Below are 13,631 nucleotides of genomic sequence, written 5' to 3' on the forward strand. Positions count from 1 at the left end.
GCGCTAGGGTCGTGTCATGAACCTGCAGGAACACCACTACACGGCGCGCGTCCGCTGGACCGGGAACCTCGGCACCGGGACCTCCGGATACCGTGCCTACAGCCGCGACCACGAGGTGGACGTGGACGGCCCGGGCCTCCTCCTGGGGACGGCGGACCCCACGTTCCACGGGGCGAAGGACCGCTGGAATCCCGAGCAGCTGCTGCTGACCGCCGTCGCGCAGTGCCACATGCTGTCCTATCTCCACGTCGCGGTGAGGGCCGGCGTCGTCGTTACGGGCTACCGGGACACGGCGACGGGCACCATGCGCCTGAACCGGGACGGCAGCGGCGAGTTCACCGGGATCGTGCTGCACCCCGCCGTCGACCTGCAGGACGCGGGCCAGAGCGGCCTCGCGGATTCCCTGCACGCGGAGGCGAACCGCCTGTGCTTCATCGCGCGGTCCCTGAACTTCCCGGTCCATCATGAACCCACTTCCGGCGCGGGCCCGGGCTGAGGACGACAGGACCACAGGGCAACCCCCCTCCGCTGTAGCCTGTTAAGGCATCCCCGCGCCTACCGCGCCCACCTCCGGCGGACCCCGGATGCCCGCACGAAAGCGATTCCCATGACATTCCTCACCTCCCTCGGCTACAGCGGCCAGGTCATCTCCGCGCTGGTCATCCTGCTCGGCGCCCTGATCCTGTGGCTCGTGATCCGCGCCGTGATCAACCGCTCGGTCAAGCGCGTCCAGAGCGGCTACAGCGTCTTCAAGAAGCCGCACTTCAAATGGGCCCAGCCCGCGCTGCGCCCCTTCGACGGCGCCCGGCGCGTCCAGCGTGCGGAGACGATCGGCGGCCTGCTCTCCAGCGTGGCGGCCCTGACCATCGCGATCATCGCGGGCCTGATGGCCATCGACACACTCGGCTTCAACATCGGGCCCATCCTCGCGAGCGTCGGCATCGTCGGCATCGCCATCGGTTTCGGTGCGCGCGAGGTGATCCGCGACGCCTTCCTCGGGTTCTTCATCACGATCGAGGACCAGTACGGCATCGGCGACACCATCGAGGTGGGAGAGACCGTCGGCGTGGTCCAGTCCCTCGGCCTGCGCATCACCCGCATGGTCGATAAGGACGGAGCCATCTGGTACGTGCGGAACGGCGACATCACCAAGGTGGGCAACCGGTCCCAGGGCGACTACGTGGAGCCGACCCCCGAACCCGCCGTCCCGGCAGCACCCGCCCTCGTCCAGGAGCAGTCATGAGCGCGCAGGAGAACCCGGCACAGACACCGGACGGGACTCCCCCCGCAGGGGCACGGACGGCCCTGCCCGTGGAGCGGCTCGTCGCCGCCGGGCAGGGCTTCACCCAGCCGCAGTACACGGACAACTTCTACGAGGCCGTCGGAGGCCACCCCACGTTCGTACGGCTGGTCGACGCCTTCTACGACGGCGTGGCGGCCGACGACGTGCTGCGTCCCATGTATCCGGAGCAGGATCTCGGTCCGGCGAAGGAGCGCCTGCTGCTGTTCCTCGAGCAGTACTGGGGCGGGCCGAAGACCTACGGTGAGCAGCGGGGCCATCCGAGGCTCCGCATGCGACACATGCCGTTCCGGGTGGGGCCGCAGGCACGCGACCGGTGGCTGCAGCACATGCGCGCCGCCGTGGACACCCTGGACCTCGCCCCCCTGCACGAGACGACCCTGTGGGACTACCTCGAGCGCGCCGCGCATTCGATGGTGAACGCAGCGGACTGACGTCAGCCGGCGCTGCGGACGAACGTCAGCCGGTCAGAGGACGGCGGCGGCGCGGACGAGGACGTGGCCGCGCGCAGTGCTGACACGTGACCAGCGCCCGTTCGTGTGGACGGTCGCCGACGTCCCGGGCTGGAGGAAGCCGAGGCTGAACGCGCCGAAGGCCGCCCCGGCCGGGACCGCGCCGGGCACCCCCGCCAGGGGGCGCCCCCATACCGCGATCCTCGCGCTGCTCACCAGGGGTGCGCCCGCGCGCTCGGGCAGGCTGCGGGCCACCTCCCCGATGCCCTGCTGCGCAGCCTGGTCGAGGACCTCGGCCGCCACGGTCCCCGCCGCTTCCCATCCCGACCGCGGAGGAAGGACGCCTGCCCAGTTCTCGGTGACCGTCACGGTGGGGACGGGGAACAGGACGTCGCCGTCGGGCATGCGGGCGAGCCGGTCGAGGACCGAGCCGAGCGCGACCGTGGTGTCGACGTCGGCCTCCTCCGCGAGGGCCATGGTCCTGAGCCCCAGCACGGTGGGGACGGCCTCGCCGAGCACGGTGGGGCGGAGCGTGCACACGTATGCGGCGAGCACCCGGCCGGCGCCCACGAGCCTCATCCCGCCGTCGTCGTTGGCGCGGGCACGGGCGGTGAAGGTGCGGAGGTCGGCGACGGTGTGCGGGTCCGCGAAGCGCAGGGACGAGGAGGTCATGCCCGCGTGCCGCCCCGCGCACGGCGGAAGGGAACGGGCGGTCCCTGCCAGGACAGGAGGATGGCCTTCTGCGTGCCGGACAGCCTCACGGGACGACCGGTGCTGCGGCTGACCATCACCATGGTGGTCGCGGCGATCGCACTCACGGTGCTCCCGTCCACCGCCACCCGGTCCCGGACCGCGTAGCCGAGGTCGAAGCTGGAGCCGCCCACTGCGGTGACCCAGAGATCGACGGCGGCCGGCTCCATGCTCACGGTCAGCGGCGAGCGGTACTCGATCTCCTGGCGGCCCACGAGCGTGTAGTGGTCGGGGTCGATGAGCTCCATGAACGACCCCTCGGGCCGCGGCTCGTGCATCAGCGACAGGCGCGCGTCCTCGAGGAACTGGAGGAAGCGGACGTTGTTGACGTGGCCGTAGGAATCCTCGTCGCCGAACCGCAGCTGGAGGGGGAAGGTGTGCACCGGGGACATAGCGCCATCCTCTCAAACCCGGCCACCACCCGACGATTCGCCGTGGCCCGCTGATCCGGGTGTGAGGAACACCATGGGCGGGGCCGCGTGCCCGTATTGAGTGCGCATGGAGCGGCGTCTACTGTCAGTAGATGCCCGGGAGCGCACCGCTTCCCCCGCCCCCGCCCTACGAGGAGACACCGAACCATGGCAGAACACGCGCCAGCATCAGAGGCACCGGCGCGGGGAGCGCAGGCGAAGGACCCCACCCGGGCCCTCCTGGATCTGCTCGACCTGAGCAGCGCGGAGGGGGCGCAGACGGACGAGGAGATCTTTGTGGGGAGCTCCGCCCGGCAGCCGAGCCGGCGCGTCTTCGGCGGCCAGGTGCTCGCGCAGTCGCTGATCGCGGCGATGCGGACGGTCGAGCCGACGCGGGACGTCCACTCCATGCACGGCTACTTCCTGCGGGCGGGCGACGCCGACCAGCCCATCACGTTCGGCGTCCAGCGCCTGCGTGACGGGCGGTCGTTCTCCGCCCGCCGCACGCACGCCTACCAGAACGGCGTGCCCATCCTGTCCATGATCGCGTCCTTCCAGGAGCCCGACGAGGGCATCACCCACCAGGACACGATGCCCGCCGGCATCCCCGACCCCGAGAGCCTGCCGTCGACGGCCGAACTGCTCGGCGCCTTCGACCACCCTGTCGCGCAGGCGTGGGCCTTCGATCGCCCGTTCGACATCCGGCACGTCGACGCCCCGCTCTACCTGTCCAACGAGGGGTCACGGGAACCCCGGAACGCGGTATGGATGCGGAGCCTCGGACCCATGCCGGACGATCCGAACATCCACCGGGCCGCCCTCGCGTACGCGAGCGACTACACCCTGCTCGAATCGATCCTGCGACCGCACGGCCTGAGCTGGATCCATCCCGGCATGAACGTGGCAAGCCTCGACCACGCGATGTGGTGGCACCGACCCGTGCGGGTGGACGACTGGCTGCTCTACGTGCAGAGCTCCCCCAGTGCGTCCGGCTCGCGCGGGCTCGCCGCCGGCCGCATCTACGATCGCAGCGGTGCACTGGTCGCGAGCGTGGCCCAGGAGGGCATGGTCAGGATCCCGCCCGGCTGACCTCCACGCCTGCACCACCCAGGAAAGAAGGGACACGGCCGGAGCCGTGTCCCTTCTGCTGTCCGCTTCCGCCGGTCAGCTGCTTCCGGCCGGTGCGGGCTCCTGCTAGTCGCGCGTGAGGCGGCGGTGCGTGACGCGATGCGGCTTCGCGGCGTCGGCTCCGAGCCGTTCCACCTTGTTCTGCTCATAGGCGTCGAAGTTGCCCTCGAACCAGTACCAGTGGTCCGGGTTCTCCTCGGTGCCCTCGTAGGACAGGATGTGGGTGGCCACCCGGTCGAGGAACCAGCGATCGTGCGAGACGACGACGGCGCAGCCGGGGAACTCGAGCAGGGCGTTCTCGAGGCTCGAGAGCGTCTCGACGTCGAGGTCGTTGGTCGGTTCGTCGAGGAGCAGCAGGTTGCCACCCTGCTTCAGGGTCATCGCGAGGTTCAGCCTGTTGCGCTCACCACCGGAGAGGACACCGGCCTTCTTCTGCTGGTCCGGTCCCTTGAAGCCGAACGCCGACACGTACGCGCGCGAGGGCATCTCGACCTGGCCCACCTGGATGAAGTCGAGGCCGTCGGACACGACCTCCCACAGGCTCTTGTTGGGGTCGATGCCGCCGCGGGACTGGTCCACGTAGGAGATCTTCACCGAATCGCCGATCCGCAGTTCGCCGCCGTCGAGGGGTTCCAGACCCACGATGGTCTTGAACAGCGTCGTCTTGCCGACGCCGTTCGGGCCGATGACGCCGACGATCCCGTTGCGCGGCAGCGAGAAGGACAGGCCGTCGATGAGGATGCGCTCGTCGTATCCCTTGCGGAGGTCGTGCGCCTCGATGACCTGGCTGCCGAGCCTGGGGCCCGGCGGGATCTGGATCTCCTCGAAGTCGAGCTTCCGGGTACGCTCCGCCTCCGCCGCCATCTCCTCGTACCGGTTCAGGCGCGCCTTGGACTTCGTCTGGCGTCCCTTGGCGTTCGACCGGACCCATTCGAGTTCCTCGGTCAGGCGCCGGGAGAGCTTCTGGTCCTTCTTGCCCTGCACCTCGAGGCGCGCGCGCTTCTTCTCGAGGTAGGTCGAGTAGTTGCCCTCGTAGGGGTACAGGTGACCGCGGTCCACCTCCGCGATCCATTCGGCGACATGGTCGAGGAAGTAGCGATCGTGGGTGACGGCGAGGACGGCGCCGGCATAGGACTTCAGGTGCTGCTCCAGCCACAGCACGCTCTCGGCGTCGAGGTGGTTGGTCGGCTCGTCGAGGAGGAGCAGGTCCGGCTTCTGCAGCAGCAGCTTGCAGAGCGCCACCCGGCGGCGCTCACCACCGGAGAGGACACGGACGTCGGCCTCGGGCGGCGGGCAACGGAGGGCGTCCATGGCCTGCTCGAGCTGGGAGTCGAGGTCCCACGCGTCCGCGGCGTCGATGGCCTCCTGCAGCTTGCCCATCTCGTCGAGCAGTGTGTCGTAGTCGGCGTCCGGGGAGGCCATCTCCTCGGAGATCTCGTTGAAACGCTGGATCTTCCCGAAGATCTCGCCGACGCCCTCCTGGACGTTGCCGAGCACGGTCTTCTCCTCGTTCAGCGGTGGCTCCTGCAGGAGGATGCCGACCGTGTACCCGGGGCTGAGGCGCGCTTCGCCGTTGGACGGCGTATCCATGCCTGCCATGATCTTCAGGATGGTGGACTTACCCGCACCATTCGGCCCCACGACACCGATCTTCGCGCCAGGGAAGAACGACATGCTGACGTCGTCGAGGATTACTTTGTCGCCAACGGCCTTGCGGGCCTTGCTCATTGTGTAGATAAATTCCGCCATGCACCTAAGGCTAGTGGTTGGCCGGACCGATCTCACACTCGGGTGATCCGGGCGGGTGACCATCGGGCCGCCCGGGTCCCCGAATCGGCGCCGCTTAGGATCGGCGCCCTCCCCGGATCAGCGCTGGTCACCGACGAAGCACAGGCCGGAGGCGAGCGCGGGAAGGACCGCGACGGTCACCGTCCCTTCGCCCACCTCCCCGAAGACGCAGCTCCCGTCGATCAGACCGGCGCCCTGGATCGCGTCGACGTCCAGCCCGGTGGGCGTGCTGTCGATGGACACCTCGACTGATGCCGGAGCCGCGCCCGCCTCCGCGAAGCCCCGCTCGATGGCGGCCCGGACCCCCTCACGGGTGACCGCGTCTCCACCACTCGCCAGGCTGGTGAGCTCGCTTCGACAGCGCGGGCGATGCCCGGCGTGTCCCCGTCCGGAGCGGCCGGTGCGGACGCCGAGGAGGGCGTCGCGGATACGCCGTCGCCGGGCGACGTCGGGGCCGGGCGGAGTTCCGCTGCCCCGGAAGTGGGTGCGGTGCCCGATGGGTCCGGCGCCCCGACGGGCCTCTCCGTGCAGGAGGTGAGGCCGAGGGTCAGTCCGACAGCGAGCGCCACGATCACCCGAACCGTTCGGTCGGGCCAGGTATGAGGGAAGTCAGCAGGCACCCGCTCATCCTGCCACCGATCGCCCGTCGGCCCCGGCTAGAACGGGACGGACTCCTCCTCGCGGGCGTCCTCGTCGCCGCCCGCCTCCTCCGCCGGAGGACTGTCCCCCGTGCCCGAGCCGTCGTCGTCCCGATCCGCGTCGACACCCGGAGCCGGCCCGAACAGCTCCCCCGTGGCCGCGTCCATGCCGGCGGGAAGGGCGTCCCCGGCCGGATCACCGCCGGCGGGATCGTCCGGGCCGGCGTCGGTGTGCGCCTCGCTGCGGTCGGCCGTGGTGCGCTTGAAGTTCGCGGTGCCCCACATGAGGTCGTGTCCGGCGGTGTCGGCGTCGATGTCGACGGACGTCCCCGTCCGGCCGTCCGCGTTGATCCACGGGCGCACCTTGAGCCGACCGGTGACGATCACACGATCGCCCTTCTTCAGGCTGGCGCCGGCGTTGGTGGCGAGCTGGCGGAACATGGATACCGAGTACCAGTTCGTGTGTCCGTCCACCCAGGCGTTCGACTCCCTGTCGAAGCGGCGGTCGGTGGAGCACATGCGGAACCCGGCGACGGCCAGTCCGCTCTGCGCCGAGGTGAGCCGCACGTCCGTGGCGACGTAGCCCCGCACGGTGATGATGTCGGTCATGATTCGTCCTTCCGTAGATCCCGGTAGGCGGCGTCCGGTGCCGGCCCCGACCAAGTCTTCGGACGGGAAGCCTCCGACGGGGAGGCTGTCGGCCCTATGTGGACAACCACCTTCGAAGTGTGGCGAACCCCCATCTGGCTCCTGGCATCGACGGGGTCATTTCGGAGTCCGGGCTCGGAGTCCCCATAGGATGGAGCAGCGGAGGTGGCATCGGAGCCCCTGCCCTAATCGAGGAAACGATGCTGAAACACGATTACCAGGCGCAGGTTGCAATCATCATGCGGACCAAGAATCGGGGCACCCTGCTCGAGCGTGCGGTCACGGATGTTCTGGCACAGACGTACCGGAACTGGTTTTTGGTAATCGTCAATGATGGCGGGGTCGCTCCCGACGTCGAGCGGGTGGTGGCGCGGCACTCGGCGCGACTCGCGGATTCCGTGCTTGTCCTCCACAATCCGACATCGCTCGGTATGGAAGCGGCGTCCAACCTCGGGATTCGCGCATGCGATTCGACGTTCATCGCGATCCATGACGACGACGACGAATGGCGGCCCGACTTCCTCGCTACCACTGTCGACTACCTCGAGTCCTCCGACGACGAGGGAGTCATGGTGCGCACGGAAGTGGTTTACGAAGAGATCACCGGCAGTACCATCGAGGTCGTAGGACGGGAGATCCTCGAACCGGAGCTGACGAGGATCACGCTCTCGGCCCTCATTCACCACAACCGGGGTGTCCCTATCTCCTTCCTCTACCGGCGCCGGGCCCATGACGAGATCGGTTTCTACGACGAGGCGCTCGAGGTGGTGGGCGATTGGGAGTTCCACCTCCGTTTCGCCCGGAGGTACTCGATCGGGTTCATCGACGGGGAACCGCGCGCCTACTGGAACCAGCGGCTCGGTGTGAGCGGCGATCTTGGCAACAGTGTTCTCGACCGGGCGGAAGATCACCGGGGCTTCGATGAACTGGTGCGGGAGAACTACCTCAAGCAGGACGTGGCCGACCATGGCCTCGGGATGATGATGTACGCCAGCTCCATGCATCGGGAGCTGCTCCATACCCAACGTCAGATCCAGGACCAGCTGCACCAGCAAGGACACCGCCTGATGCAGCTGGAGGCTGCCGTCAGTGACGCCTCGCTCGTGAGCCTCCTCCGCCGCCGCTATCGAAGGCTGAAGGACCGGTTCGCAGGGAGATCTGTACCACCCGTAGGAGGATGAGCGCCATCACGCCCAGCTCCCCCGCCGTCTCGACCAGCGCGAAAATACTGTTGGCTCGCTGGCTGATGCCGGATTCGACGGCGATGTGGACCATGTCGATGAGAACCGCGAAGAGGGCCAGGACGACCATCAGGGCAAGCAGGCTCCAGGAATCCCGCCGGACGCTGTGGGAACTCGCCGCATGCGCGAGAACTAGCACCATTCCGAGGATCGCCGCCTCGGCCGCCCATACCAGGAGTTCACCGAGGTCCACGGGCCGGAGATTCAGTACGGACGGTAGGGACAGTGCGGCCGCGAGGTGCTCGCCTCCACGCTCATGGAGCAGGAAGAAATCATCGACCGCGAGCCCTGCGAGGACGAGTGCCCAGGCGCCGTACGCCCAGCCTGAACGGAGCCGGAGGGCGAGTGCTACCAACAGGAGCGAAGCGATCACCAGGACCCCATGGCCCGCCAGTTCGGCGTAGGAGCCGTCAAGGTCCCCGTTCCACCGGGGATCGTCGAAGCCCGGGACCCGGCGCAGGTGCTGCACATTCCCGAGGAGCACACCGAAGCCCACGGCGAAGAGGATGCCGGCCACCAGCCACGTCGGGAGGCCCGCGCGGACAACGAACGGCAGAGACACCCCCTCCCGTTCGTCCGTCCTGACCACGTTGTTCTCTCCTTCGGCTTCCACCGCACTCACCGTCTGATACATGGCGTTCCGGAACCGACTCCCGAAGCCACCTCGAGGACTCCTGCAGCTCGCGCTCCCCGGCAACTCACTGACGATTCAGGCGAAGGGCCGGACGCCTCGGCGTCCGGCCCTCATGCTGTGCCCCCGGCAGGATTCGAACCTGCGACCAGAGGATTAGAAGGCCCCTGCTCTATCCCCTGAGCTACGGAGGCAGTCAGGCCAGTTTACTATGGGCGGTCCGGCGCGGGTCCGACCGCGATCGCGGGCCTGCCCGGAAGCCCTATTCGGTGTCGGCGGGGAAGCTGACCCTCAGTTCCAGCCGGTGCTGCCCGTCCGGGTCCTGGGAGTAGATGGCCTTGCCCGCGATGCCGCGGAGCCCGTCCGTCCCGGAGCCGGGGATGATGTGCCCCGAACTCGCGGCATCGGCGCCCTCGGCGACGCCCCAGTGCTGCACCGTCATGGCGCCCGTCCGGTCCCCGACGGTCCCGACGAACTGTTCGGACGCGACGTAGCCCGCGCCGACGTCGTTCCCTGCCATCAGCAGTTCCGCCGTGCTGGTCCCGGTGATCTCGCCCTCGAAGACCTTCGAGGCCCGAACGCGGGAGAGCTCGCCCGTGCCGCCGGGCTCCGAGTACGGCTCGGCATCCCAGTGGGTGATCTCGAACTCGCCGTTGTACGTCGTCGTTCCTGTTTCAATCATCTGTTCAGTATCGCCGTTCAGGGCCGGTCCCGCATGCCGGGATGCGGGGTCAGTGCGTCAGGCCGGGCGTGGACGGCCGATACCGCCGGAGGAACAGGACCTTGGTGCTGCGGTCGATGAACACGAGATAGAGCGCGAATCCGAGCGCGATGACGGCCGCGATCTGACGCGCCATCGTGAGACTGAAGTCGAAGTACGGGAAGATGTCGAGCTGGTCCGAGATGGCGTACACCATGAAGAACGCGACCGTGAAGTAGAGGAACTTCACCTGCCAGTCGTCACGGATGCCGGTGACCGCGAAGAGCGGGATCAGCCAGACCACGTACCAGGACTGGATCATCGGCGCCAGCAGCACGATGGCCGCGAACGCGATGGCGAGCCGGTGGACGAGGCGGCTGTGGTCGCCGCGGAAGATCTGGAGGGCGATGATCGCGAGCGAGGCCACCCGGGCGAGGGTGTGGAAGGCGCCGGCGAGGTCCCAGCCGGGCAGGCCGACGGCGTCGCCGAGCGAGGCGATGACGAGGCCGATGAAGCCGACCGGCGCGTACCAGATCCAGACGCTGCCCGGGGTGCTGAGGGCGCCGACCCAGCCGAACCCGAAGGTGTTCACCAGCCCCATGATCCAGAGGAGCCCGAGCGACATGCCGGCGGTGAGGAACCAGTAGAGGAACCGGCGTGGCCAGGAGGCACCCCTGCCCGCCCACATCAGGCCGACGAAGGGCAGGAAGATCAGCGTGATCGGCTTGATGCCGATCGAGAGCGTGATCAGGAGGATCCCGAGGACGGGCCTTTTCGTCGCTGCCAGGTACAGCCCCGCCAGGGCGAGGCCGATCATGAGCGAATCGTTGTGGATGGCCGCCACGAAGTTGATGAGGAACAGCGGGTTGGCGGCGGTGAGCCAGAGGGCGCGATTCGCGTTGATGGAGTGGAGGGCCGCGAGCTTGGGGATGACGTAGACGCACAGGGCCACTCCCACGAGCGCGACGACGCGGAACAGGATGATCGAGGTGTCCGGGTGGCCGCCCGTGATCCTGACGATGCCTTCCTCGATCCAGAGGAAGACAGGCCCGTAGGGTGTGGGGCTCTGCGCCCACAGGTCGTCGGCACCGATCTGCAGGTAGTTCGAGATCTGCGAATACCCGTCGACATAGGGGTTGAGCCCGGCCACCATGACCTGGCCCTGGGCGATGTACGCGAAGACGTCGCGACTGAAGAGCGGTAGCGCGGCAGCGAGCGGGATGGTCCACGCGACGATGGCGGTCATCAGGTACGGCCTCGTGTCGTCCGACCAGCCGTTCAGTCGCTGTCCCAACCGCAGCCAGGAGCGGACGAGGAGCATGCCGCCGAGCGCCAGGAGGAGCACGGAGAGCACGGCGCCGGCAGGCTCGAAACGGAGCCAGATGATGATCGGGGTACGCCTCAGTTCGGCGGACGCGAGCGACAGCCAACCGACGCCGAGCGACCCCATCCACATGAGGAGTGATCCGACGAATCCCTGCACGATGGCTATGTTCGGTCGGTCCGGTCCCTGCTGCGTCGCGACGTCGGAGAGCGGGACCTGGGAGGGCATCGGGGAAATCCAATCGTCGGCAGGCAGAAGTCGGCGTCGAACGCCCCGTCCTCGGGCCGTCGGCCGGTGACGACCCGACGGCGGGCGGCCCGCGAGCGGTGCCCTTACCGGAAGCGGCAGGGTTTCCCAGATCTCCCCGCAGCCCTGAGCGAACTGTTCGAATATTAGCACCGGGCCCCGAGCGCGACCCTGTACGAGCCGCGGTGAGGGCGTGCAGGGTCGGGCACGGAAGCAGGGGTGCCGGGCGGTACATTGGTCGAATGCCGATATCGAATGACCCCATCGTCTGGATCGACTGCGAGATGACGGGGCTGGACCTCATCAACGATGCCCTGATCGAGGTCGCCGTCCTCGTGACGGATTCCGAGCTCAATGTGCTCGGGGACGGCGTGGACGTGGTGATCAAGCCCACACCGGAGGCCGTCGCCCAGATGGGTGACTTCGTGCGGACGATGCACACGACGTCGGGCCTGCTGGAGGAGCTCGACGGCGGCATCACCATGGAGGACGCCGAGCAGCAGGTCCTCGCGTACATCCGGAAGTGGGTCCCCGAGCCCCGCAAGGCCCAGCTGGCAGGCAACTCGGTGGGCACGGACCGGAACTTCCTCGTCCGGGACATGCCGCTGGTCGTCGACCACCTGCACTACCGCGTCATCGACGTGTCGACCATCAAGGAACTGGCCCGTCGGTGGTACACGCGCGCCTACTTCCAGGCTCCCGCGAAGACCGGCGGCCACCGGGCCCTGGGGGACATCGAGGATTCGATCAGGGAACTGCGGTACTACCGGTCGGCGGTCTTCGTGCCGTCCCCCGGGCCCGACTCCGCCACGAGTAAGAACATCGCGCGCACCATCGCGTCCTGAGGGCTCCGGCGGCGCCCCCGCGGCGTTGTCAGGACCACACCGAAAAGTGTGTAAACTTGTATCCGCTGCCTTCCACGGACAGCCCGGCGGGGTCACCCGGCACCGGGGTGCGCTGTGGAGACACATGGTGGGTATAGCTCAGTTGGCAGAGCGCCTGGTTGTGGTCCAGGAGGTCGCGGGTTCAACCCCCGTTACTCACCCTCAGTCGTCAGGGATGATCCTGACCACGTATGCCGTCCCGGAGATCGTCCGGGGCGGCATACGTCATTCAGGCCCCATCAAGCCCAAGCCCTGGAGAACGGCCGTCCCGGCCTGCGCCTTCACGGCTGCGAGCATCCGAAGGACCCACGTCATGGAACGCACAGTGTTCGAAGAAGATCACGAGCTCTTCCGCGATGTCGCCCGCGAGTTCAACGACCGCGCCGTCGCTCCCCACTACGCCGACTGGGACCGGCAGCACCTGATGGACCGCTCGGTCTGGACCGCGGCGGGCGAGCAGGGACTGCTCGGGCTCGCCGTCCCCGAGGAGTTCGGCGGAGCCGGGATGCCGGACTACCGGTTCCGGACGGTGCTGGACGAGGAGTTCGCCCGCAGCAATCACCTCGCCGTCGGCCTCGCCTTCCACCTGCACGACGATCTCGTCCTCCCGCACCTGCTCGCCTACGGTTCGGACGACCTCAAGGAGCGGTGGCTGCCGGGCATGGTCTCCGGTGAGATCGTGACGTCCTGCGCGTGGACCGAGCCGGGAGCCGGCAGCGATCTCCGTGGCATCCGGACCAGGGCGGTACGCGACGGCGACGACTGGCTGATCAGCGGTCAGAAGGTGTTCATCGGCAACGGGATCAGCGGGGACGCGTCCCTCGTGCTCGCGCGGACGGATGGCAGCTCCGGACGGGGCTCGAGCGACTCGTTCTCCCTGTTCATGGTGAGCAAGGGCGAGGGCTATGCGCCCGGCCGCCAGCTGGACAAGATGGGCCTCCGCGCATCCGACACTGCCGAGCTCTTCTTCGACGACGTCCGCGTACCCGGCGCCGATCTCGTGGGCGAGGTGGGCCAGGGCCTGCGCTACAGCCTCGAGCAGATCCCGCAGGGCCGCCTCGGCATCGCCGTCGCCTCCGCTGCGCTCGCGCGCGCAACCTACGAGCAGACGCTGCGGTACGTGACCGAGCGGAGTGCGTTCGGCGAGCGGGTGCTCGATTTCCAGAACACCCGCCACGTGCTCGCCGACATCCTCACCGAGGTGCAGGTGACGGAGACCTTCGTCGATCAGGCGGTGCTGGCCTTCAACGCCGGCGCACTGACGCCCACGGGCGCCGCCCAGGCCAAACTATGGGCGAGTGAGCGGGCCAAGTCCATCACGGACCGCTGCCTCCAGCTGCACGGCGGGTACGGCTACATCCTCGAATACCCGGTCTCGCAGGCGTTCCTCGCCGCGCGGCTGCTGACGATCTTCGGCGGGACCAGCGAGATCATGCGCGAGTCCATCGGCCGATCGATCGCTGACCGCCCCACCCAGAACAGGTAGGTTCC

At 68.3% G+C, this 13,631-nt stretch carries 15 protein-coding genes and 2 tRNA genes; 8 read left to right on the plus strand and 9 right to left on the minus strand.

The window, feature by feature from the left end; all coding sequences use genetic code 11:
• The first annotated feature begins 16 nt into the window (after positions 1-16).
• The 3 genes from CXQ92_RS03510 to CXQ92_RS03520 all read left to right on the plus strand — a co-directional run bounded on the left by CXQ92_RS03510 (position 17) and on the right by CXQ92_RS03520 (position 1,734).
• A complete protein-coding gene (locus tag CXQ92_RS03510) occupies positions 17-496 on the plus strand; it encodes an OsmC family protein (RefSeq protein ID WP_104165307.1) in 480 nt (159 codons plus the stop codon).
• A 111-nt stretch (positions 497-607) separates the two neighbouring features.
• The gene (locus tag CXQ92_RS03515) at positions 608-1,243 is read left to right on the plus strand and encodes a mechanosensitive ion channel family protein (protein WP_104165309.1); all 636 of its coding nucleotides are present in this window, start codon (positions 608-610) and stop codon (positions 1,241-1,243) included.
• A 62-nt stretch (positions 1,244-1,305) separates the two neighbouring features.
• Positions 1,306-1,734: a globin gene (locus tag CXQ92_RS03520; protein ID WP_306738475.1), complete on the plus strand. Its 429-nt coding sequence runs from the start codon at positions 1,306-1,308 to the stop codon at positions 1,732-1,734.
• Positions 1,735-1,767: 33 nt separating this feature from the next.
• Here the strand turns inward: CXQ92_RS03520 and CXQ92_RS03525 are convergent, their stop codons facing one another.
• Positions 1,768-2,424 carry a hypothetical protein gene (locus CXQ92_RS03525; protein ID WP_104165312.1) on the minus strand — a complete coding sequence of 219 codons (657 nt, stop codon included), beginning with the start codon at positions 2,422-2,424 and terminating at the stop codon, positions 1,768-1,770.
• The gene (locus CXQ92_RS03530; protein WP_104165314.1) at positions 2,421-2,894 is read right to left on the minus strand and encodes a thioesterase family protein; all 474 of its coding nucleotides are present in this window, start codon (positions 2,892-2,894) and stop codon (positions 2,421-2,423) included. Before CXQ92_RS03530 ends, CXQ92_RS03525 begins: the two co-directional genes overlap by 4 nt.
• A 186-nt stretch (positions 2,895-3,080) precedes the next feature.
• Between CXQ92_RS03530 and tesB the strand changes: the two genes are divergently transcribed.
• Entirely contained in the window at positions 3,081-4,001 is a 921-nt protein-coding gene (gene tesB / locus CXQ92_RS03535) for an acyl-CoA thioesterase II (protein ID WP_104165316.1), read from the plus strand.
• Positions 4,002-4,106: 105 nt separating this feature from the next.
• Here the strand turns inward: tesB and ettA are convergent, their stop codons facing one another.
• The 3 genes from ettA to ssb all read right to left on the minus strand — a co-directional run bounded on the left by ettA (position 4,107) and on the right by ssb (position 7,075).
• Positions 4,107-5,789: an energy-dependent translational throttle protein EttA gene (gene ettA, locus CXQ92_RS03540; protein ID WP_104165318.1), complete on the minus strand. Its 1,683-nt coding sequence runs from the start codon at positions 5,787-5,789 to the stop codon at positions 4,107-4,109.
• A 117-nt stretch (positions 5,790-5,906) separates the two neighbouring features.
• The gene (locus CXQ92_RS18590) at positions 5,907-6,071 is read right to left on the minus strand and encodes a hypothetical protein (RefSeq protein ID WP_258069690.1); all 165 of its coding nucleotides are present in this window, start codon (positions 6,069-6,071) and stop codon (positions 5,907-5,909) included.
• 413 nt (positions 6,072-6,484) lie between these two features.
• Entirely contained in the window at positions 6,485-7,075 is a 591-nt protein-coding gene (ssb, locus tag CXQ92_RS03550; protein ID WP_104165321.1) for a single-stranded DNA-binding protein, read from the minus strand.
• Between the two features lie 239 nt (positions 7,076-7,314).
• Between ssb and CXQ92_RS03555 the strand changes: the two genes are divergently transcribed.
• On the plus strand, positions 7,315-8,295 hold the full coding sequence (locus tag CXQ92_RS03555) for a glycosyltransferase family 2 protein (RefSeq protein ID WP_104165323.1): 981 nt from the start codon (positions 7,315-7,317) through the stop codon (positions 8,293-8,295).
• Here the strand turns inward: CXQ92_RS03555 and CXQ92_RS17760 are convergent.
• From CXQ92_RS17760 to mptB, 4 genes are all read right to left on the minus strand, one after another.
• A complete protein-coding gene (locus CXQ92_RS17760) occupies positions 8,201-8,968 on the minus strand; it encodes a hypothetical protein (RefSeq protein ID WP_146067369.1) in 768 nt (255 codons plus the stop codon). The two genes, CXQ92_RS03555 and CXQ92_RS17760, sit on opposite strands and share 95 nt — an antisense overlap.
• A gap of 139 nt (positions 8,969-9,107) precedes the next feature.
• A tRNA-Arg gene (locus tag CXQ92_RS03560) sits at positions 9,108-9,180 on the minus strand.
• Between the two features lie 68 nt (positions 9,181-9,248).
• Positions 9,249-9,668, minus strand: a complete 420-nt coding sequence (locus CXQ92_RS03565; protein WP_104165325.1) for a DUF3224 domain-containing protein — start codon at positions 9,666-9,668, stop codon at positions 9,249-9,251.
• A 49-nt stretch (positions 9,669-9,717) separates the two neighbouring features.
• Positions 9,718-11,238, minus strand: coding sequence for a polyprenol phosphomannose-dependent alpha 1,6 mannosyltransferase MptB (gene mptB / locus CXQ92_RS03570; protein ID WP_181033539.1), 1,521 nt, complete (start codon positions 11,236-11,238; stop codon positions 9,718-9,720).
• Between the two features lie 260 nt (positions 11,239-11,498).
• Between mptB and orn the strand changes: the two genes are divergently transcribed.
• The 3 genes from orn (at position 11,499) to CXQ92_RS03585 (ending at position 13,626) form a co-directional block, all read left to right on the plus strand.
• On the plus strand, positions 11,499-12,101 hold the full coding sequence (orn, locus tag CXQ92_RS03575; RefSeq protein WP_104165327.1) for an oligoribonuclease: 603 nt from the start codon (positions 11,499-11,501) through the stop codon (positions 12,099-12,101).
• A 127-nt stretch (positions 12,102-12,228) separates the two neighbouring features.
• Positions 12,229-12,301: transfer RNA gene (locus CXQ92_RS03580), tRNA-His, on the plus strand.
• Positions 12,302-12,453: 152 nt separating this feature from the next.
• Positions 12,454-13,626 carry an acyl-CoA dehydrogenase family protein gene (locus CXQ92_RS03585; protein ID WP_104165329.1) on the plus strand — a complete coding sequence of 391 codons (1,173 nt, stop codon included), beginning with the start codon at positions 12,454-12,456 and terminating at the stop codon, positions 13,624-13,626.
• Positions 13,627-13,631 lie beyond the last annotated feature (5 nt).

This window comes from Arthrobacter sp. SX1312, from assembly GCF_002929295.1.
In the GTDB taxonomy this organism is placed as follows: domain Bacteria; phylum Actinomycetota; class Actinomycetes; order Actinomycetales; family Micrococcaceae; genus Arthrobacter_D.

What these genes read in the sequence shown, in the direction of transcription:
- CXQ92_RS03525 (WP_104165312.1), bottom strand. Translation starts at nt 2,424, where the DNA reads ATGACCTCCTCGTCCCTGCGCTTCGCGGACCCGCACACCGTCGCCGAC.
- CXQ92_RS03585 (WP_104165329.1), top strand. Translation starts at nt 12,454, where the DNA reads ATGGAACGCACAGTGTTCGAAGAAGATCACGAGCTCTTCCGCGATGTC.
- CXQ92_RS03530 (WP_104165314.1), bottom strand. Translation starts at nt 2,894, where the DNA reads ATGTCCCCGGTGCACACCTTCCCCCTCCAGCTGCGGTTCGGCGACGAG.
- CXQ92_RS03555 (WP_104165323.1), top strand. Translation starts at nt 7,315, where the DNA reads ATGCTGAAACACGATTACCAGGCGCAGGTTGCAATCATCATGCGGACC.
- CXQ92_RS03565 (WP_104165325.1), bottom strand. Translation starts at nt 9,668, where the DNA reads ATGATTGAAACAGGAACGACGACGTACAACGGCGAGTTCGAGATCACC.
- mptB (WP_181033539.1), bottom strand. Translation starts at nt 11,238, where the DNA reads ATGCCCTCCCAGGTCCCGCTCTCCGACGTCGCGACGCAGCAGGGACCG.
- ssb (WP_104165321.1), bottom strand. Translation starts at nt 7,075, where the DNA reads ATGACCGACATCATCACCGTGCGGGGCTACGTCGCCACGGACGTGCGG.
- tesB (WP_104165316.1), top strand. Translation starts at nt 3,081, where the DNA reads ATGGCAGAACACGCGCCAGCATCAGAGGCACCGGCGCGGGGAGCGCAG.
- ettA (WP_104165318.1), bottom strand. Translation starts at nt 5,789, where the DNA reads ATGGCGGAATTTATCTACACAATGAGCAAGGCCCGCAAGGCCGTTGGC.
- CXQ92_RS03510 (WP_104165307.1), top strand. Translation starts at nt 17, where the DNA reads ATGAACCTGCAGGAACACCACTACACGGCGCGCGTCCGCTGGACCGGG.
- orn (WP_104165327.1), top strand. Translation starts at nt 11,499, where the DNA reads ATGCCGATATCGAATGACCCCATCGTCTGGATCGACTGCGAGATGACG.
- CXQ92_RS03515 (WP_104165309.1), top strand. Translation starts at nt 608, where the DNA reads ATGACATTCCTCACCTCCCTCGGCTACAGCGGCCAGGTCATCTCCGCG.